This window comes from Zhongshania sp., assembly GCF_041623545.1.
Lineage (GTDB): Bacteria > Pseudomonadota > Gammaproteobacteria > Pseudomonadales > Spongiibacteraceae > Spongiibacter.
Map to the genome: position 1 here is coordinate 1 of NZ_JBFJWS010000024.1, position 19764 is coordinate 19764.

General features: G+C 51.1%; 14 protein-coding genes and 1 pseudogene. 8 read left to right on the forward strand and 7 right to left on the reverse strand.

Going from position 1 to position 19764, the window contains the following annotated elements:
• Together ABYT30_RS05125 and ABYT30_RS05130 are read left to right on the forward strand one after the other, a co-directional pair.
• Positions 1-1917: type I secretion C-terminal target domain-containing protein (locus tag ABYT30_RS05125; protein ID WP_373095523.1), on the forward strand; the 1917-nt coding region annotated here is incomplete at its 5' end.
• Between the two features lie 57 nt (positions 1918-1974).
• Positions 1975-2289 carry a hypothetical protein gene (locus ABYT30_RS05130; RefSeq protein ID WP_373095524.1) on the forward strand — a complete coding sequence of 105 codons (315 nt, stop codon included), beginning with the start codon at positions 1975-1977 and terminating at the stop codon, positions 2287-2289.
• 7 nt (positions 2290-2296) lie between these two features.
• On the opposite strand, the gene ABYT30_RS05135 is transcribed toward ABYT30_RS05130, so the two are convergent.
• Both ABYT30_RS05135 and ABYT30_RS05140 read right to left on the reverse strand, forming a co-directional pair.
• A complete protein-coding gene (locus tag ABYT30_RS05135; RefSeq protein WP_373095526.1) occupies positions 2297-4213 on the reverse strand; it encodes a LapD/MoxY N-terminal periplasmic domain-containing protein in 1917 nt (638 codons plus the stop codon).
• 21 nt (positions 4214-4234) lie between these two features.
• Entirely contained in the window at positions 4235-4984 is a 750-nt protein-coding gene (locus ABYT30_RS05140) for a transglutaminase-like cysteine peptidase (protein ID WP_373095528.1), read from the reverse strand.
• Positions 4985-5167: 183 nt separating this feature from the next.
• On the opposite strand from ABYT30_RS05140, the pseudogene ABYT30_RS05145 reads away from it, so the two are divergent.
• The 4 genes and pseudogenes from ABYT30_RS05145 to ABYT30_RS05160 all read left to right on the forward strand — a co-directional run.
• Positions 5168-5541 (forward strand): annotated as a pseudogene (locus tag ABYT30_RS05145) (transposase); the annotation flags it as partial.
• 220 nt (positions 5542-5761) lie between these two features.
• Positions 5762-6583, forward strand: coding sequence for a translesion DNA synthesis-associated protein ImuA (gene imuA / locus ABYT30_RS05150; RefSeq protein WP_373095529.1), 822 nt, complete (start codon positions 5762-5764; stop codon positions 6581-6583).
• On the forward strand, positions 6583-8076 hold the full coding sequence (locus ABYT30_RS05155) for a DNA polymerase Y family protein (RefSeq protein WP_373095531.1): 1494 nt from the start codon (positions 6583-6585) through the stop codon (positions 8074-8076). Before imuA ends, ABYT30_RS05155 begins: the two co-directional genes overlap by 1 nt.
• A 4-nt stretch (positions 8077-8080) precedes the next feature.
• On the forward strand, positions 8081-11179 hold the full coding sequence (locus ABYT30_RS05160; RefSeq protein ID WP_373078920.1) for an error-prone DNA polymerase: 3099 nt from the start codon (positions 8081-8083) through the stop codon (positions 11177-11179).
• Between the two features lie 26 nt (positions 11180-11205).
• Here ABYT30_RS05160 and ABYT30_RS05165 read toward each other — a convergent pair whose 3' ends face one another.
• The 4 genes from ABYT30_RS05165 to ABYT30_RS05180 form a co-directional block, all read right to left on the reverse strand.
• A complete protein-coding gene (locus ABYT30_RS05165) occupies positions 11206-12387 on the reverse strand; it encodes an acetyl-CoA C-acyltransferase (protein WP_373095533.1) in 1182 nt (393 codons plus the stop codon).
• Between the two features lie 22 nt (positions 12388-12409).
• Positions 12410-13327 carry an SDR family NAD(P)-dependent oxidoreductase gene (locus tag ABYT30_RS05170; RefSeq protein WP_373078916.1) on the reverse strand — a complete coding sequence of 306 codons (918 nt, stop codon included), beginning with the start codon at positions 13325-13327 and terminating at the stop codon, positions 12410-12412.
• Positions 13328-13397: 70 nt separating this feature from the next.
• Positions 13398-13859, reverse strand: coding sequence for a MaoC family dehydratase (locus ABYT30_RS05175; RefSeq protein ID WP_373078913.1), 462 nt, complete (start codon positions 13857-13859; stop codon positions 13398-13400).
• Positions 13860-13873: 14 nt separating this feature from the next.
• Positions 13874-15676 (reverse strand): acyl-CoA dehydrogenase, encoded by a 1803-nt coding sequence (locus ABYT30_RS05180; RefSeq protein ID WP_373078911.1) that lies wholly within the window; start codon positions 15674-15676, stop codon positions 13874-13876.
• A 224-nt stretch (positions 15677-15900) separates the two neighbouring features.
• Between ABYT30_RS05180 and ABYT30_RS05185 the strand changes: the two genes are divergently transcribed.
• Entirely contained in the window at positions 15901-17040 is a 1140-nt protein-coding gene (locus tag ABYT30_RS05185; protein WP_373078908.1) for an epoxide hydrolase family protein, read from the forward strand.
• Positions 17041-17083: 43 nt separating this feature from the next.
• Positions 17084-18181, forward strand: coding sequence for a DUF3080 family protein (locus ABYT30_RS05190; RefSeq protein ID WP_373095535.1), 1098 nt, complete (start codon positions 17084-17086; stop codon positions 18179-18181).
• On the opposite strand, the gene ABYT30_RS05195 is transcribed toward ABYT30_RS05190, so the two are convergent.
• Positions 18178-19647 carry a RimK family protein gene (locus tag ABYT30_RS05195; RefSeq protein WP_373078902.1) on the reverse strand — a complete coding sequence of 490 codons (1470 nt, stop codon included), beginning with the start codon at positions 19645-19647 and terminating at the stop codon, positions 18178-18180. The genes ABYT30_RS05190 and ABYT30_RS05195 overlap by 4 nt on opposite strands.
• Positions 19648-19764: the final 117 nt, after the last annotated feature.

The following is a 19764-nucleotide window of genomic DNA, read 5'->3' on the forward strand; positions in this document are numbered from 1 at the left end:
GATGGCTCGCCCATCACCATCACCCAGTTTATGGTGGCCGGTGACACCGACACCTACGCCGCGGGCAGCACCGCCGTGATCGCCGGCGTCGGTTCCCTGACCATCAATGCCAACGGCAGTTATAGCTTTGTGCCGGCCGCAGAGTACAACGGCGCCGTGCCGCTGGTGACCTACACCGTGAGCGACACCGTCAACACCGACACCTCGACCCTGGACTTGAGCGTTAACCCGGTGAACGATGTTCCAGATGTGACAGATGACGCCCGCTCGGTCACAGAGGATGCCTCTCCAATTACCTTGTCCGTTAACGGCGCGGTCACCATTAACGACTCCGACGTGGGCGAGAGCAGCTTTAATACTGCTAGCCTGGCCTTCACTGGACGCACCAATAATGGTGTTACCGGTCCGAACACCCAACTCGGTAGCCTGAACCTGAATACCGACGGCAGCTATAGCTTCAGCGTGGCAAATGCTGATGTGCAGTACTTGGGGCTTGGCGATACTATCGTGCAAACCTTCACGGTAGATTCAGCCGATGGCTCGGCCACCAGCACGATCACAATTACCATCAATGGTAGTAACGACAGTCCGACGCTGGTGGTGGATAATGTCGCCATTGCCAACGTGGTCGGCAGCTATTCCGGCTCGCTGTCTTATACACCCGGCGTGGATGAAGGCGACGACCAAGGTTTTACTGACACCTTCAGTGCGACTAACGCGCTAACGTGGACCAATATCACTAGTGGTTTCACCTTCATCTACAACCCTGTTACCCTCACCGGCACCGCAACAAGTGATGGCACTGGCGATACGTTCTTCACTGTTCTACTGAAGCCGGATGGAAGTTACGACTTTAACCTAGTGACACCCGAGCCAATCACCACTGCGACTATCCCGTCGTTACTTACCGGAATTATCGGTGGCAGTGGCCTACCAAGTTACACCTTTCCTAGTTCCAATTTTGGTGGCCAATTTGACCTGGTCGTTACCGGCTACACCAATAATGGCGCAACGTCTGGAACCTTGACCATCTCGAGCACGGATCTCGGTGTCAATGACAACGTAGTGCATGGCAACAAGGATGATCTGCTGCGTTTTGACGTGCAACAGACACCAGGTAATACCGATGCCAGTGTTGCAGCCTTGACGATTCACGTTAGTAAAACTGGTGGCTGGAAGCAAACCGACACTGCCGAGTACAAAGTCTTTTATACCGATGGCAGCAATAGCGGCCTACAGACGGAGCAATGGGGAAGCGATCAGCAAATCACCATTAATATGGACATCGCGAAAACGGTCGACTACGTCGAGCTCGGCGCTCAAGGTACGTACTCGTTCAAAATCGATGGCGTCGCGATGGATTACACGGTCAATAACTACCCCGACGATTACCAGCTCGATTTCTCGCTTACCGGTAGCGATGGTGATGCCATAACGGATACCGATACGTTCTCGGTTGCGGTTAACACTACAGACACCGCGGCCTACCACATCACTGGTACCAGTGAAACTGACACGGTATACGGCACTTCCGGTGACGACACACTATCCGGTAATAGTGACCTCGTCGTCGATACTTTTGCTTGGCAACTCAACGAAGAGGGGACACCAGGCTCTCCAGCCATAGATACCGTTACCGACTTCAATCCCGCTGCCGTAGCTGATGGAGGCGATGCACTCAATATCGCCGACCTGCTCGATGGGGAAAACAGTGTTAATCTCAGCGGCTATCTCTACGTCGAAAAAGACGGCGGTGACACGGTTGTTCATATCAAGCACGATGGTGGCTTGGCCGGCGATCAGGCAAATGCGGATCAGATCATCACCCTAACCGGAGTCGATCTCGTCACGGGCTTCGCAGACCAAGATGCTATTATTCAAAACTTACTGACAAATGGTAAGCTGATTACCGACTAAGCGACGAGCCCCAAGCACGGGGCTCTGTTATCCACCTCAGGAAACATTGGAGCCCCTATGCCCTTTGTAAAACGCGATAACGACGGCAAGATAGTTGCTGTTAGTCAGTTAGAGATCGTCGACTTCACTTTCCTAGACGAAGCCAGTGAAGAGCTACAGGAATTTCTCAATGAAATGATGTCCCAGGGCCCAGTGGAAGAAACCGATCTTGGTTTTATCCGAGTGGTTGAAGACGTCATCGAATTGCTCATTAGTAAAAATATCATTTTATTTACCGAACTACCCGAGGCGGCCCAGCAAAAAATGCTCCTGCGGCAGCAGTTACGGGACTCAGGTAATACCAGACTCGAACTCATCCCCGACGACAGTTGATATCGAGCTAAGACGGCTGCTGCAGTATGTCTGCATAGGCACCACAACCGCCATCCACACCCAAATTTAACAGGCAACGCCACTGCTGTTCAGTTTCAATATCGTCTGCATACACCCGCGTTCCAATACTGTGGAAAATAGTCGCCAGACTACGAACCAAAATTTGATTGTGTTCCGAGGCCTCAAGATCAAAGACTAATGCGCTGTCTAACACCACGAAGCCAATACCACAGTCGTAAACCAAGCCAATATTTTCCACGTTATGGCCAACATGGCTAAGCCCAATTTCATAACCGCTGTCATGCAGCTTTTCACAGACGCGGCGAAATTGCGTAAAGTTCTGCTGTGCAAAATATTCAGGAATTTCAACACTAGACGTTTTAGGATCTAAGCTGAGCAATTTTTCAAAAATAAGGTCGAAATTGGCCGCGTCGGCCAAACTCTGTACGCTTAGCGTCACGGAAATATTGCCTGCGTGGACTGACCTCCCGGTAACAAGCGAATCAATCATCAGGCGATCCAACTCGCATGAACGGCCTAAACGTGCCGCCCACGTATTCAGGGTCCGGCTACTGATCAAGCTTCCAGCACTGCGGTATTCACCGCTAGCCAGCGAGAAGACCAGCTGATTACTTTTCGCTACCAGCGGTCGATAATCAATCCCAATCGCCTTTTCTTGAAGTACCCCTTGCAATATATCACCCCAATATTTAACTGGCTCCTGTTCGTTAGGGGTAAAATTCGCCTCTGCCACTTCCATACTCGAGCCACCGCGTTGCTCTGCGCCCGCCAAGGCTTGATCCAGACGACTCAACAAGCACGATAGATTTTCGCCAACAGAATAGTGGCAAACAGCTGCGGGTAGATGGACTTCTCCATCTAAACCAAGCTCTTCTATCTGAGCCAATAATACTTTATGGATATCAATCACAGCATTTACCGGCGTCTGACTACTAGGCGACAGCACAATAAAATCTGCGCCATTGAGTCGTCCGGCTAACCAGCCCTCATTGGCACCACAAATTCCATTTAGAATTTTGCCTATTTTCTCTAGCATTAAGTCCGCTACCGACCGCCCCTGTGTTCGATTGAGGTTGTGCAGGTCATCAATACGAAACAAGGCAAGCGCTCCTTTATCCTCGTTTTTTTCACCTCGCAGTACTGCGTTAAGACTTTTAAGAAAGTGCTCTCTACTCAAAGTGCCGGAAATTGGATCTACGCGAGTATCCTGCTGAATTTTTTGTAACTGCTGCGCCTCTTTCTGAAAGAACTTTTTAACTTCTTCAGAAAGATCATTCATGGACTGTACTAAATCCTTAAACTCCAAAGTGTAAGGCAGCTCCACTTTCGTAAACCGGCGCTGTCGGAGTGCTTGTGCTTGCTGCACCACTGAGTGAAGCGGCTTGGTAACGTGGGTTAATATCGCGTGCCCGAGTAGCCCACAGAGAATCAAGGCCGCGGCAAAATACAGTATTAAGCGCAATGTATTGTTCCACAGCGCTTGATAAGCAAAGGCGGCGTCGCTTTGCAACTGCAACGACGCTAGCTGCTGCCAACCTGCTTGAATTTCTGCCACTCCGTCCGCGGCGACAATATCGATACTATTTTTAAACCACGCCGGCGCTGAGCCACCGATGGAATCTTTTGTGCGCTCCAATATGAGCTCACCGTCAGGGCTAATAAGGCGAATATACTGATAGTGTCCAGTATCAAATTGTGCTGACACAATCAATTCTGCCATGGTTTGATCAGTCGCTACTTGAGTCGCAGCCAGCGCCAAAGAGTTCGCGTTATCAATATTTTTTATCTGCAATTGATACTCAACATTATTTTTCACTGTAAGACTACTGATGAGAAAGCTACCCGTCAGCGCTATCCCCATCATGATGGTAATGGCGATCCAGAGCTGTTTATGCAATGACATAGTACGTGCCTCGATTCATAGTTAGTCTAAACCTTCACTGCGTATTTTTTGCAACACGTCGCGCCAGCGCGAGACCCGGGCCAGGGGATCGTGACCTGTTGACCCCGTGCGTGCGCCCACCCAGAGGCCCTTGCTATTAAAACCAAACACGGGCTCTAAATCTGGCCGACGACTGGCGGGCAAAACCTCCGCCCTGAGGTTATCAAGTACCAATGGCTCCGAACTGGGTGTTTCGTAATAGGTAAGCACCATATGCGCCTGACTCGGCACACCGGCGACACTACTCAATTGTGCTTTTACATAAGTCAGTCGGAGCTTTTCCTCTGGAATACCCAGTAATTTAAGCGCCACATACTTCGCGATAGTAAAATCTTCACAGTCACCCGCGCCGCGACCAATGGTTTCTCCGGGAGACGCCCAAAAATCATGTTTCCCCCAAGTTTGCTGGTCGTCGCTAAAACGAATGCGACTATTGAAAAAGTGATTAACAACGTCCAACTTCTCTGCTACGGGAGAAGAAGCTTGCTCCCCCAGCATTACCCTGAATTCGCCGGCGATATACGCAGCACTGCTGCCGTATCGCGACAGTAACTGTCGCTCAAAACTGGCCAAGTCAGCATCACTGACTGCAAAAATGGGAAACAATAGCAAAAGCACCAAGCCGCTATGCCAGCGACTTAGTGCAAGCCTTGCCTCACAATATTTGCGGCTCACTATTCGCATCAAATACGAGACACCACGTAATTCATCACCGGCATAACAAGTTTTCATCTCGCATTATTCTAATACTCGCAATAGAACGGAAATCGGATTCACAAATCCCTCAAATGAACACCATAGCTACTTTGAGTATAGAACAGTTCAGTACAAGAGCATTGCGCCATAGCACTAGGTGGACTTTCCCGAGTAATGTAGACAACTCAGCGCTATTCGGTGAGCACAGGAGGAAGTCCTGTGAGTAGTCAACGTTACACACCAGATTTTAAAGACGAAGCCGTTCGACAAGTTATCAAGCAGGGTTATTCTGTCGCTGAAGTAGCAGAGCGTTTAGGGGGCTCTGCCCACAGCCTTTATAAGTGGGTTAATGCGGTCAAACCGGATCAATCGGAAGTTCAAGCCAATGAACTTCGAGAGGCCAAAACTGAAGCCCTTAAATTGCGCGCCCTGCTCCGTCGTCCGGAGGAAGAGCGGGATATTCTAAAACAGGCGGCAAGGTACTTTGCAAGCAAGCCAGAGTGAAGTGCCAATTTATTAACGAGCATCAGACTCGATGCAGTGTTCTCTCAATGTGTCGATTACTGTCTCTAATACGGGCATCCTACGCCGCTAGCGCGAGTTTACGGTCGCGCATCAGGATCAGATGTGGAGTGATGCCTGGCAACGTTTTTGTAGAACCCATGCACTACGTCTCCCACGCAACCACCCTTATATTTCAATAACTTAAAATCACCACATCAATGAGACCTCGGTTTGGCATTGACATCTTTGCCATATAATATACTGTATATACATACAGCAAATACCTGCTAATGTATTTTGTGCGACGCTATGAAAAATCACTCTCTCAATCAATTACTCGATGAGCGCAAGCTCTGGCGAGGCCAGCAACTCCGGCGTTCAGTGGCGGCTGGTGATCGCCTGAGCACAGGGTTTAGCACTTTAGATAGCGCCCTGCACATCGGCGGCTGGCCCCGCAGCGGCTCTACTGAGTTATTGGGTGAATATGGTATTGGTGAGTTATGGCTTTTACTTCCCGCCCTCCGCGAACACCTCACAGATCGGCCAATGGCATGGTTAAACCCGCCCTATTTGCCGTATACCCCGGCGTTGGCTGCGCAGGGCTTGGCGGTAGGCAGGCAACTTTTGGTCAGACCCAAAACCTTAAGTGAGCAGCTTTGGGCGGCAGAAGAGTTGCTGCGCAGCGGCGCTTATGCTGCGGTATTAAGTTGGTTTAGTGAGCCTGATCTTAATGATAGGCAGCTGCGGCGCCTGCATATTGCCGCCTTAGAAGGGCAGTGCTGGCATCTTCATTTTCGCCCGGCGAGCTTAGCCCAGCAGATATCCCCCGCCCCCCTGCGCTTAAATTTGAGCGCAGTAAAGCAAGCGCTACAGATTAATATCATTAAGCAGCAAGGCGGCCATGTCGGGCAGCAACTGCAATTAGCCCGCCCCGCCGCCCTGTATTTACAGCAAAGTTGCGCAGTGACGTGGCCGGTCTATAACAGCACATCGGTCGCAAAAACACAGCCTCACCCCCAAGCCCTGCGCAAAATTAGTCTGCTGGCCAATACCGGTATATTCACCAGCGCAACGCAGCAGGACAATGCGGTTAACGTCATCAAGACTGGCAGCAACGAGCCGTCTCACTAATGCTATGGTTATGTCTGCGGCTGCCAGCGCTGCCACTCGACGCCCTCGGCGCAAAGCACTCGGCTGGCATGCTTGCATTAAGCCATAACAATATTATCGTTATGGCGAATGTCGCCGCCCAACAGTCGGGAGTCGCGGCCGGCATGTCCGTCGCGAGTGCAATGAGTTTATGCAGCAACCTCGAACTTCGTCCTCGCGACTTACAGGCCGAGCAACAGTGTTTAGACAATATTGCGCTTTGGGCTTACCGCTTCAGTGGCGATGTCTGTCTTTGCCCACCCAATGCCGTGCTGCTGGAACTAAGTGCGTCGTTGCGCTTGTTTAAAAACCTAGCGCGACTCTACCGCAAATTTATTAGTGCCTTTCGGCGTCGGGGGCTTAGCGTACAACTGGGCATCGCCCATACTCCACTCGCAGCGGAATTGCTTAGCCACCAAAGCATCAGCCCCGCTAGCTTAGTAAATGCCTCGGGCCAGCTTCACAAAGAAGCATTAAACAACGCCCTGCGAGCGCTATCCATCAGCCTTTTACCACTAGCGCCCAAAACCCTAAATACCTTGCGGGAAATGGGCATGCACACGCTCGGTCATATCCAAGCCCTACCCCGCGCTGAACTTGAGCGCCGCTTTGGTAAAGGCATCACTACAATGCTGGCCAAATTACAGGGCGAGCAGGCGGATATTCGGCCCAAGTTTGCGCCCCCCGAAACCTTTAGAGGCCAACGCCACTTTGACGGCGGCCTGCACAGCAAGCAGCAATTACGTTTTCCTATTTCAGCTCTACTCAGTGAATTAGAGCATTATCTGCGTCTGCGCCAGTGTCTAAATCGCGACTTGCAATGGGAGTTCCACTATTTAGATGGCAGCAAAGAGGCCTGGTCTTTGGACCTGAGCCAGCGCCATTTTGACCGCCGCAAGCTCATTGAATTGGTGATGCTACGCTTAGAGCCCCTCAGTTTGCAGGGCGCGGTAGAAACCTTAAGTCTGCGCTGCGAACAATTTATTGGTAACGAGCAACACTGCGAGCAATTATTCGATACCGCAAATAGCAGCCAACAACAGGAAAAAGCAGCACAAGTATTAGACAAACTACGGCTGAGACTAGGCTCCCAGCGCTGCCATCAGTTTGCCCTACAGGACGCCCACCTCCCAGAATTAAATTGGGTACTCCGCGACGCTCACACGGCAACGCAAACACCGGCCCACAAGAAACTGAGGCCCACAGCAGAACAAGTTACAGCGTTAAGCACCACAGATTTACTCCGTCCAAACTGGCTCTGCCACCCCCCCGAGGCCATTAGCGAAACCGCCGAGGGCTTATTCTGGCAAGGCGAGCTGCATTTATTACAGGGCCCTGAGCGCTTCGACGGCCAGTGGTGGCAGCAGCGTCAAACCCGCGACTATTATATTGCCCGCCATCAAGGCGGCGCGCTGTGCTGGGTGTTTAAAGACTGCCTAAATCGGCGCTGGTATCTGCACGGTTTTTTCGGCTGACGCTATGCCTAAGATAAAGCCTACACCTGCGTCTTACGCCGAACTTCACTGCCTGAGTAATTTCAGCTTTTTGCGCGGCGCCTCGCACCCCAAAGAACTCGTCAGCACCGCCGCCGAGCTTGGCTATAGCGCAATTGCGATTACCGACGAATGCTCACTATCTGGGATTGTGCGAGCTTACCGCGCCAGCAAAGAACACAATATTAAACTCATTTGCGGCTCAGAGTTTATTCTCGATGAAGGTATTCAGCTGGTCTTGCTCGCACCAACACGGCAGGCCTATACCGAGCTGTGCTCCCTGATCAGCCGCGCTCGCCTGCACAGTAGCAAAGGCAACTACCAATTAAACTTAGGCGATATCCACCGCTATAGTCAGCACTGTTTTGCGATCTGGATTAACCCCGATGCAACCGAACACTACGCAAGCGAGCTAAAACAGTATTTTACCGACCGACTCTGGCTGGGTATTAGTTTTCATGGTCAACAGCAAGCCGAGCGCTATTATTTTAAGCGCTACCAAATAGCTCGCCAGCACAGCATTAACATGGTCGCCTGTGGCAATGTACATATGCATTGCCGCCAACGTAAACCCTTGCAAGACGTACTCAGTGCAATTCGCCTCAATACCTCGGTGCAGGCCCTAGGCAGTCAGGTGCAGGCCAATAGCGAGCATTACCTTAAGCCGCTGCCACTACTGCAGCGCGACTACCCCAGCGATTTACTAAAAGAAAGTGTCGCCATTGCCGCGCGCTGCACCTTTAGCTTGGCAGAGTTACGCTACCAGTACCCCAATGAAGTCGTGCCTAAAAACCAAAACGCTGGCGAGTTTCTGCGAGACATCACCTTCCACGGCGCCAAGCGGCGCTGGCCACAAGGCATACCAGAGTTAGTTAAAAGCTTACTCGAAAAAGAACTAGGCTTAATTGCCGAGCTTAGGTACGAGCATTATTTTTTAACGGTTTACGATATTGTCCAATTTGCCCGCAATCAAAATATTCTCTGCCAAGGCCGGGGCTCCGCCGCCAATTCGGCGGTGTGTTACTGCCTATTTATTACCGAGGTAGACCCGTCGCGAGGACAATTATTATTTGAGCGTTTTATCTCCAGAGAGCGCGACGAGCCACCCGATATTGATGTCGATTTTGAACACGAGCGCCGCGAAGAAGTTATTCAATACATTTATAAAAAATACGGTCGCCAGCACGCCGCCCTCGCCGCCACCATTATCAGCTACCGGCGACGCAGTGCCGTGCGGGATGTAGGTAAAGCCCTAGGGCTGGACGATTATTTATTGCAAAAGCTGTCTGGCAATATGGCCTGGTGGGACGATAAAAGTAGCTTTATTCAGCGTTTAGAAGAGAGCCAATTCGATATTCACAGCGTTCCGATTCAACAGTTCATGAGTTTGCTCAATGAAATATTGGGCTTTCCTCGTCATTTGTCTCAGCACGTTGGCGGCTTTGTCATTACTCGCGACCCCATTGCCAGTTTGGTGCCCATCGAAAATGCTGCCATGCCCGAGCGCACCATTATTCAGTGGGACAAAGAAGATCTAGAAGCCTTGGGGATGATGAAAATTGATGTACTGGCTTTAGGCATGCTCAGCGCCCTGCGCAAAAGCCTCAGCTATATCAGCGCCGCTGGCGGCACGGTTAAGCAACTCAGCGACATTCCCAGCGAAGACCCCGCTACCTACCAAATGCTGTGCACCGCCGACAGCGTGGGGGTATTTCAAATTGAATCCCGCGCGCAAATGACCATGCTGCCAAGACTGCAGCCCCGCACCTTTTACGATTTGGTTATTCAGATCGCCATTGTCCGGCCCGGTCCGATTCAAGGCGGTATGGTTCATCCTTTTTTACAGCGACGACAAGGCTTGGAAAAAGCCGAATATGAAAACGACGCCATCGCCAGGGTATTAAAACGCACCCTCGGCGTGCCGGTATTTCAAGAGCAGGTTATTCAGCTCGCCATGGTTGCCGCTGGCTTTAGCGGCGGCGAAGCCGACCAACTACGCAGAGCGATGGCCAGCTGGGGCAAAAACGGTGATTTAGTCAAATTCCGTAGCAAGCTAGTCGACGGTATGCGCGAGCGCGGCTATAGCGAAGACTTCGCCGAACGCCTGTTCAGTCAAATGAAAGGCTTTGGTGCCTATGGTTTCCCCGAATCTCACTCTGCCAGCTTTGCCTTACTGGCCTACGCCTCAGCATGGCTTAAATGCCATTACCCCGCCGCGTTCTATTGCGGTCTCTTAAACAGCCAGCCCATGGGCTTTTATTCCCCCTCGCAATTAATACAGGACGCCAGCCGTCACAGCATTGAAGTGCGGCCTATTTGTATTAATCACAGCGATTGGGATCATCGCCTTGAGGGTGATTCCACCACCCCCGCCCTGCGCCTCGGCCTACGCCTCATTAAAGGTTTACCCAAGCGCAGTGCTGAGCTGCTTTGCCAAGTGCGGCAGGAGGCCTTATTTCACAGCATTGACGATTTCTGCACTCGGTTTAACATCGCTAAGCAGTACTGGCAGCAACTCGTACAGGCCGACGCCTTCCACTGTTTTAATTTACACCGCTATCAAAGCCTATGGGAAATCAGCGCGTGGCAGGCCCCCGCGCCCCTAGGTAATTTACAAGCAGCACAAGGCGAATCCACCCAGCTCAATGCCCCCATCGAAAGCGATGAGGTACTCAGCGACTATCGCCATACCGGCCTCAGCCTGCGACGACACCCCTTGGCCTTACTGCGCACCCACAAACTATTTGCAAGCTGTGCCCGCGCAGAAGATTTAAAGAATATTGATAACGGCCGATTTATTCGCGTTGCTGGTTTAGTCACTTGCCGACAGCGACCCGGCAGCGCCTCAGGAGTGATGTTTGTAACCTTAGAAGATGAAACCGGCAACAGCAATATTATTGTGTGGCCAGCGGTACAAGAGCACTATAAAAAAGCCTTATTGCAAGGCCAAGTGCTTATTGTGAAAGGTTGCGTGCAAAAAGCCGCAGTGGGCCATGCAACACCGGTAATTCATGTCGTGGCTTTCAGTATTGAAAGCCACGATCATCTTATGCGGGTTGACGCTGCGTCACATGATTTTCATTAACATAGCGTCAAGGGAGGCACTCAGTTCTATACGACCTCGAATAAGCCCGCGGCACCCATACCACCACCAACACACATGGTGACAACAACGTATTTCACGCCGCGACGCTTACCTTCAATCAGGGCGTGCATCACCATCCGCGCACCGCTCATACCATAGGGATGGCCGATAGAGATCGCGCCGCCGTTAACGTTCAAGCGGTCATTAGGAATACCCAGCTTGTCACGGCAGTAAATAACCTGCACGGCAAAGGCTTCGTTGAGTTCCCACAGACCGATGTCGTCCATTTTCAAACCCGCGCGCTTTAATAACTTGGGAATCGCAAAAACGGGGCCAATACCCATCTCATCGGGTTCGCAACCAGCAACCGCCATACCACGGTATATCCCCATGGGCTCGATATTACGCTGAGATGCCAAAGTACCGTCCATCATAACGACTGCGGCAGCACCGTCAGATAGCTGTGAGGCATTACCACCCGTAATGAAACCACCCTCGCGCACAGTCTTTAAGCCAGCCAAACCTTCTAGATTGGTCGACGGACGATTACCTTCGTCTTTGCTCAAGGTCACACTTTCTTCAGAAGTCTCGCCGGTTTCCTTATTCATCACGAGCTTAGAAGCAGTGACAGGCACAATCTCATCGTCAAATTTACCCGCCTGCTGAGCCGCTGCGGTGCGCTGCTGCGATTGCAGTGCATACTCATCTTGGGCTTCGCGTGAAATATTGTAACGCTTGGCAACAACCTCAGCGGTATCCAGCATGGGCATATAAATATTCGGCGAGTGCGCAATGGCCGCAGGGTCAACCAGCTTGTGCATATTCATATGTTCATTTTGCACGAGTGAAATCGACTCACAACCGCCCGCAAGCAGCATGGGCGCACCATCCATAACAATCTGTTTAGCACCGGTGGCAATCGCAACTAAACCCGATGCACACTGACGATCAATCGTCATCCCCGATACAGACGTCGGCAAGCCTGCCGCCATTGCCGCGATACGACCAAAGTTCATGGTCTGGGTGCCCTGCTGCATCGCCGCGCCCATAATGCAGTCATCGATCTCATTGGGATCAATACCGGCGCGCTGAACCGCCGCTTTAATGGCGAAGGCCGTTAACGACGGCGACTCTAAGTTATTAAACGCGCCGCGATAAGCTCTGCCGATAGGCGTACGTGCTGCTGAAACGATTACTGCATCTTTCATGGTTATTCCTCAATTAGAAATATTATTTAGCACCTTGCACAAAGGCTTGGGCCTTGAGAAGAAATTTTTCAGATTGCTTGAAGCCCGACTCTAACTCAGCCTGGTTACTGGTATTACAAATTTCATCCCACTGGCTAGCCACCGCTTCTGGACTACGCTCCTCTGGGCTAAGGTATATACCATCGGTTTCGAAGATACTTGATTTAGCATAACCACCGCCACCTGCGCAGAGAATAAAACGGCTCGGCGCGTTGTCATGGCAAAGCGTTAAGGCGCCCGCTGTTACCGCTTCAGGCACCAGCATACCCAATATTTCCGGAGGCATAATGTCTTCTGTCATCCGAGTTGCCGCCGTTGGCGCCAATGAATTCACATTGATATTGTATTTTGCGCCTTCGATGGCGAGAGTATTCATCAAACCCACCACCGCCATTTTAGCCGCGCCGTAATTGGCTTGGCCAAAGTTGCCATACAAGCCGCTAGAAGACGTGGTCATAACAATACGGCCATAGGCCTGCTGCTTCATAATTTCCCAAACGGCCTTGGTGCAGTTCACCGAACCCATAACGTGAACATCCATGACCAATTTAAAATCATCGATGGACATTTTTGAGAAGGACTTATCGCGCAAAATACCGGCGTTATTAATTAAAATATCAACTCGGCCCCACTTCGCCATGGCCTGTGCCACCATGTCTTCGACTTCGCTGAAAACCGCGACATTGGCGCCATGCGCAAATGCTTCACCGCCAGCAGCCTGGATTTCAGCGACCACACCATCCGCCGCTGCAGAAGATGCACCGACACCATCACGGGCACCACCTAAATCATTGATTACCACTTTCGCGCCACGGGCGGCCAACTCTAAAGCGTGGCTGCGACCAAGGCCATTTCCTGCACCAGTGACAATGGCGACTTTACCGTCAAAACGAATACTCATTTCCTTCTCCATATAATTAGGGCTTAAATAAGCCCAATACTAGCAGTTTGGCGAATATTGAATTTAAAACTTAAGCAACCATTTGAATACTGATCCACTCAGCCACGAGGGCTGGCTTCTCTTCACCTTCAATTTCTAAGGTGACTTCTGTACTCACCCGAAAGCTACCCGGCTTAGTTTCTTCTATGCTCAGAATTTTTGCCTTAGCACGAATGCGGCTATTCACTTTAACTGGCGCGAGAAAGCGCACTTTATCGAAGCCGGAGTTTATCCCCATGTAGAAGCCCTTGATTATCACACTGTACTGCTCCGCAAAATGTGATAACAAAGACAAGCTAAGGAAGCCGTGGGCAATCGTCGTACCGAAAGGCGTTTCTTTGGCGCGCTCAGGGTCAACATGAATAAACTGCTGATCCAAGGTGCAATCTGCAAATTGATTAATACGCTCTTGACTGATACTCAGCCATTCCGTGGGCTCAGTTTCAAAGCCTATATAGTCCTGAATTTCCTGTTTATCAATAAGTGTCGTCACAGCGTTCTCTCCCTTTAAAACCAGTTATTATTCATTTCATAAAAAGTCGGATCGAGGTCGCGCAGATTTTTCGACCACACCTCGATCAACGGCAATTCAAAATTAAAGAAGTATTTCATCGCCTGCAGCTTGCCCGCATAAAATTGCTGGTCTGTTTCGTGGGGCTTCACCGCCATCCCTTTTTGCGCAACAAGCCCTTGGCGCAACCACAACCAAGCAATAACAACATGACCGAAGACTTCAAGGTACTTCACAGAGTTCGCCATGACCAAGTCGATAGGCTTTTCCATCATCGCGCCCAGCAAGTGTTCAGTGGTGCTCTCTAACGTGGCAATTGCAGCAGCGAGACGCTCAGCGATCGGTGCCAAGTCACCGGACTTTGCCTCATCTATTGTGCCCTGCATCAGCGCTAAAAAGGCGCGATAGCCAGCCATATTGTTCATCGGCAATTTACGGCCGAGTAAATCCAGCGACTGAACACCCGTTGTGCCCTCATGAATAGGGTTCAAGCGATTGTCGCGATAGAACATTTCTACGGGGTGTTCATTGATATAGCCATGCCCCCCTAGAACCTGAATAGCAAGGTCATTGGCTTTAGGGCCGTATTCCGAGGGCCAGGTTTTAATAATCGGAGTGAGAAAATCAAGCAAGGTATGGGCAGCTTGGCGCGCTTCTTCCGTCGGTCCCGTGTCCTTGTCATCGGCCAATTGCGCGCCAAACATGCAGAGCGCAAACGCACCTTCGGCATAAGCTTTCTGGGCCAACAACATGCGCCGCACATCGGCGTGTTCGATAATATTCACCGGCGCCGAGCTAGGATCTTTACATGATGGCAAGCGTCCTTGCGGCCGCTCGCGAGCGTAATCTAAGGAGTACTGGTAACCGGTCAGGGCCAGGCAAGCCGCACCCGTACCCACCATGACTCGCGCTTCATTCATCATGTGGAACATATAGCTTAAACCGCGATTCTCCTCACCGACCAGATAGCCAACCGCGCCCTCATTCTCACCGAAGCTCAACGCAGTCGAGGTTTGCCCCCGGCCGCCCATTTTATGGAACAGGCCAGCCAGCGCGACGTCATTGCGCTCGCCGAGTGAGCCGTCGGCATTCACCATGATTTTTGGCACGATAAACAGCGAAATACCCTTTACCCCCGCTGGCGCGCCTTTGATGCGGGCCAATACCAGGTGCACAATATTTTCATTCAGCTCGTGCTCACCGCCAGAAATAAATATTTTGCTACCGCGAATGCGGTATGTGCCATCGTCAGCGGGCACTGCCGTCGTCGTTAAATCGGCCAGCCCTGAACCGGCGCCTGGCTCGGTCATTGCCATAGTGCCTGCAAAACGACCAACCCGAATCGGCTTTACCCAGGTTTCAATTTGTTCGGCACTGCCGTGGTTTTCAATTAAATTAGCGTTAGCGTTACTCAAGGCCAAATAACCGGTCGTGGTGCTAGCCGCAGCGGTCAAATAGGCATTGGCAACACTGGCGACCATCGGCGGCAACTGCATTCCACCCAGTTCAAAATCGGCGGTCGAAGACACAAAACCGGCCTCGGTAGCGGCATCCACGGCAAGCTTAATTTCAGGTATCATGTGCACATTCTTGCCGTCAAAGCTTGGTGGCTGCTCATCCACCTTCTTGCGAATCGGCACAAAGTACTTTTCGGCAATCGATTGCGCGGTGTCTATCGCCGCATTGAAGGTTTCTACCGAGTGATCCGCATAGCGGGGGCGCTGGATTAAAGATTCTGCGTCGAATAGCTCATAGAGCATGAACTGAAGATCGCGCGCGCAAAGAATGGGAGCAGCCATATCGCCTTACCTTGTTTATTAAACAAAACACTATTGTGGTCGCATGCCTAAGCAATGACCATGACATGAGATGTCTAGCCAATATCACCACTAAAATAGACACCATAGCGAATATCGCATAGGGTTTAAGCGATAATAATCAATGTATGAATCCGCCCGGTTGCTCTCACGCATGCCAATAAACACAACAATATAAAATAACACTCAATAGGTAGTTAAATTCGATGAAGCAAGCAATCAAGCCCTTTAGCGTCGCCATACCGCAAACACAGCTCGACGACCTCAAAGCGAGGCTAGCCAATACCCGATGGCCGAATTCGGAAACCGTTGATGATTGGAGCCAAGGTGCGCCACTCAGCGCAGTCAAATCACTGTGTGAATATTGGCAGCACAGCTATGACTGGCGCCGCTGTGAACGAGAATTAAACCAGTATCCGCAATTCACTACCGAAATCGACGGCATAGACATACACTTTTTGCACATTCGCTCTCGCCATGAAAATGCCTTGCCCATGATCATGACGCACGGTTGGCCCGGTTCCATAATGGAGTTTATGAAGGTCATTGAGCCCCTCACCGACCCCACTGCCCACGGCGGCAGTGCCGAAGATGCCTTTCATTTAGTGATACCCTCGCTACCCGGCTACGGCTTTTCGGGAAAGCCCACCACTACCGGCTGGGGCCTAGAGCGTATCGCCAAAGCATGGATTATTCTGATGGAGCGACTGAACTATTCAAAATTCGTCGCCCAAGGCGGCGATTGGGGCTCGGGAGTAACAAGTGCCATTGGCCGCCTACTGCCGCCGGAATGCCTTGCCATTCACCTCAACATGGCCATTGCCCGCCCCTCTGAAGAAGATATGGCATCACTCACAGAGCGCGATCAAAAAGCCTTAGCCGATTTCCAGCACTATTTAGACTCGGACTCGGGCTACGCGATGATCCAAAAGTCACGTCCCCAGTCAGTCGCCTACGGCTTGGCCGACTCCCCTGCAGCACAGGCGGCATGGATATACGAAAAATTCCACGGCTGGACCGACAACAAAGGCCGTCCCGAAGACGCCCTCACCGTCGATCAAATGCTAGACGACATCAGTATTTACTGGCTAACAAACAGCGCCGCCTCATCGGCCCGCCTATACTGGGAAAGCTTTAACAGCATGTTCGGCGACCCATTAACTATTCCCTGCGGCATCTCAATTTTTCCGAAGGAACTCTTCAGACCCGCGCGCAAATGGGCGGAGCGCATTTATCAAAATCTGATTCACTGGAACGAACTAGACCAAGGTGGGCATTTTGCCGCCTTTGAACAGCCTGAGATTTTTGTGAACGAAGTGCGAAGCTGCTTTGCGAAAATACGTTAGCACGGCCACAGAAACACGTTTAATAGGCGCTTGCACCACCACGGTGAAGCGCCCACACGATTATATTATTCAATTTTTCCTCGCTTTATTATTCTCTGCCATTATCTGCGCTTGCGCTGATAACAATCAGCTAAGCTCGCAATGGCAAGATTACCAAAGCCGATTAGAGAGAGTGCTACAACGCCAAGCCGCGCCACATAACAATATAGTTTTTCCCCACTTACCCAAGCCCAGAGAGCTCGGTCTTGAGTTTAGCGGCAGCGGTATCGATATACTGGATTTTTTAAGGATGCGGCGCTGCGCCCTGCGCGACACGATTGCCCAGCGCAATAGCATTCTCGGCCGCCACGGGGATGCAGCAGCCCGCCTGATGTTTGATTTGCGTTTTATTAGCCAAGCCCCCGCCTGTCATGCCATTCTCATGAAAGACGGTTTAAGTGCGCTCGCCGGGCAACTGGCAATGGCCACCCAGATAAAGCAGAGAGAGTTACCCGCACGTATTTTTGCTGCAAGTTTAATTGGCCCAGAGTTCCGCCAGTTTTGGCAAATGCCCGTTGATCTCACTGCCTACCCTCTCGCGGGCAAAGACCCAAGTCTCGCCGCGCTCGCCCGCTGGCAGCAGTGGCAATCTCATTGGCTTGGGAATACTGAGAGCATGGCCGATTGGTCTTCCATTGCGTGGCAGCAATTCAGTGACGAGGTATTCAACACCCTTGGCGCGATTCGCCTCGGCGCGGGTGGCAGTATGCTTGCCGCACAGCGGGAAAATTTGACCGGTTTAACAATGGCCACCAGCATCATTAAACAGCGAATTGAAGGGCGGCCACTTTGTCTTAAACCGCAGCCAACCTCTGCCGCGAAACACTTTCAAGGCACCTTGACCAAGGTGTTTATTACAAAATTACAAAGCCAGGCCAGCCGCATTACCCAGCACCAGTTCGAGGTGATGGCAATCACCGAGCAAATCGAGCAGCAGCTACTCAGTGCTATGGACGAAAACCACTTAGCCATTCCGAGTGCCTATTTGCACTGGCAAAAGCAGCGCAATCAATTATTAACCGCCACAACCGAAGCGCAACGCCACCACGTTGCACTGGCAGGCACATTACTCAAACAGTGCGGCTTACAGCCTGGAAATTAACGTCGGCGTTGTTCCATACGGCGCAGGAACACCTCCATAACCGAGTCATATAAACCGTCACCAAGGAATAAATCTTCAACCCCCGAGTCGATACTTGGGTTGTCGTTAACCTCGATCACCACAACTCGATTGTCTGACTGCTTTACGTCAACGCCATAAAAGCCATCACCAATTAATTTACAGGCTTTTACGGCAACATCGATCACTTTTTTTGGCGCTTCATAGGTCGGCATGGTGTCGAAGCCGCCAGACTGGCTTTTACTGCTGCCGTGCTTATAAATTTGCCAGTGGTTGCGCACCATATAATAACGGCAGGCAAACAGCGGCTTGCCATCTAATACGCCTATGCGCCAGTCGTAATCGGTATACATAAACTCTTGCGCTAATAGCAAGGCGGATTTATCCAGCAAACGTTTGCTTTCGCTTTCCAAGGCTTCCCAATTCTCTACTTTCACCACACCCCGAGAAAACGCACCATCCGGAACTTTTAATACAATGGGATAGCCAAGGGTTTCTTCAATTCGCCGCAACTCTTCGGTATTGTCCCGACGTAAAATCTCGGTGCGTGGCGTGGGCACTTTATGGCTAGTAAGTAAGTCGGCGAGATAAATTTTATTGGTGCAGCGCAGTATTGAGGTCGGGTCATCCATAACCACCAAGCCCTCGGCGGCGGCCTTTTTGGCAAAGCGGTAAGTGTGGTGATCTACCGACGTGGTTTCGCGAATAAACAGACCGTCGTATTCCGGTAAGCGCAAATAATCTTTCTTGGTAATGAGTTCAGCAGAAATCCCCAAATTCGCGGCGGCCTTGGTAAATTTGCGCAGCGCGCCCTTATCACTCGGCGGCAACTTTTCTTCCGGATCCACCAGAATTGCCAAGTCGTAGCGGAAGGTTTTTCTGGCCTTGGGCTTGCGCCACATTTTGCTGCTAAAGCGTTCAAAGGTTGAAGCAAAGGCCTCTTGCTCAGCACCCGCTTTCAATGATTTCAAGGCCACCAGCTGCAGTTTTTTAATCTGCCAGCGGGTCTTACCGAACTCAAGGGTCACCTCGATCAAGGGCGACGGAAATCGCTCAAACACGGCTTTCGCAATTGCAGCATATTCCGGCGCGAGGCACTCACCAAACCAGCTGCGAAAACTGATGCTGTCGCCGCTTTTGCCCGCTGATAATTTAGCGAGCAGAGGCTCTACCCCTTCAAGCATGATATCGGAGAGTGATTTCCGCGCGAGCTCACTAAGGGTATTTACCGAAGGCAATACATTGTGGCTGCGGGCCTCGGCCAATAGCGAACAATAATAGCCCGTGCCGAGATAACGGTAGCTCCTTGCCAAGTTGATAACCCTGACCCGCTCGCCACTGCTTTGCCCAACCCGCTCCAGATAGTCATCAAAAGTGATGACATCTTGGCTGGGATAATAGGGCGACCAATCCTTTAGGTCATCTACAACGACAAAAAAGCGTGACATCAGTTATCTCTCATCAGGGCAAACAATTAGCGGCATTCTGCGGCCAATTTCTCGCATTAACAATCATCGCAACTCGTAAATATTGCGCTAAGGAAATCGCGGTTAAGCTTATGTCAT

What these genes read in the sequence shown, in the direction of transcription:
- ABYT30_RS05180 (WP_373078911.1), bottom strand. Translation starts at nt 15,676, where the DNA reads ATGGCTGCTCCCATTCTTTGCGCGCGCGATCTTCAGTTCATGCTCTAT.
- ABYT30_RS05165 (WP_373095533.1), bottom strand. Translation starts at nt 12,387, where the DNA reads ATGAAAGATGCAGTAATCGTTTCAGCAGCACGTACGCCTATCGGCAGA.
- ABYT30_RS05130 (WP_373095524.1), top strand. Translation starts at nt 1,975, where the DNA reads ATGCCCTTTGTAAAACGCGATAACGACGGCAAGATAGTTGCTGTTAGT.
- ABYT30_RS05195 (WP_373078902.1), bottom strand. Translation starts at nt 19,647, where the DNA reads ATGTCACGCTTTTTTGTCGTTGTAGATGACCTAAAGGATTGGTCGCCC.
- ABYT30_RS05155 (WP_373095531.1), top strand. Translation starts at nt 6,583, where the DNA reads ATGCTATGGTTATGTCTGCGGCTGCCAGCGCTGCCACTCGACGCCCTC.
- ABYT30_RS05170 (WP_373078916.1), bottom strand. Translation starts at nt 13,327, where the DNA reads ATGAGTATTCGTTTTGACGGTAAAGTCGCCATTGTCACTGGTGCAGGA.
- ABYT30_RS05185 (WP_373078908.1), top strand. Translation starts at nt 15,901, where the DNA reads ATGAAGCAAGCAATCAAGCCCTTTAGCGTCGCCATACCGCAAACACAG.
- imuA (WP_373095529.1), top strand. Translation starts at nt 5,762, where the DNA reads ATGAAAAATCACTCTCTCAATCAATTACTCGATGAGCGCAAGCTCTGG.
- ABYT30_RS05135 (WP_373095526.1), bottom strand. Translation starts at nt 4,213, where the DNA reads ATGTCATTGCATAAACAGCTCTGGATCGCCATTACCATCATGATGGGG.
- ABYT30_RS05140 (WP_373095528.1), bottom strand. Translation starts at nt 4,984, where the DNA reads ATGAAAACTTGTTATGCCGGTGATGAATTACGTGGTGTCTCGTATTTG.
- ABYT30_RS05160 (WP_373078920.1), top strand. Translation starts at nt 8,081, where the DNA reads ATGCCTAAGATAAAGCCTACACCTGCGTCTTACGCCGAACTTCACTGC.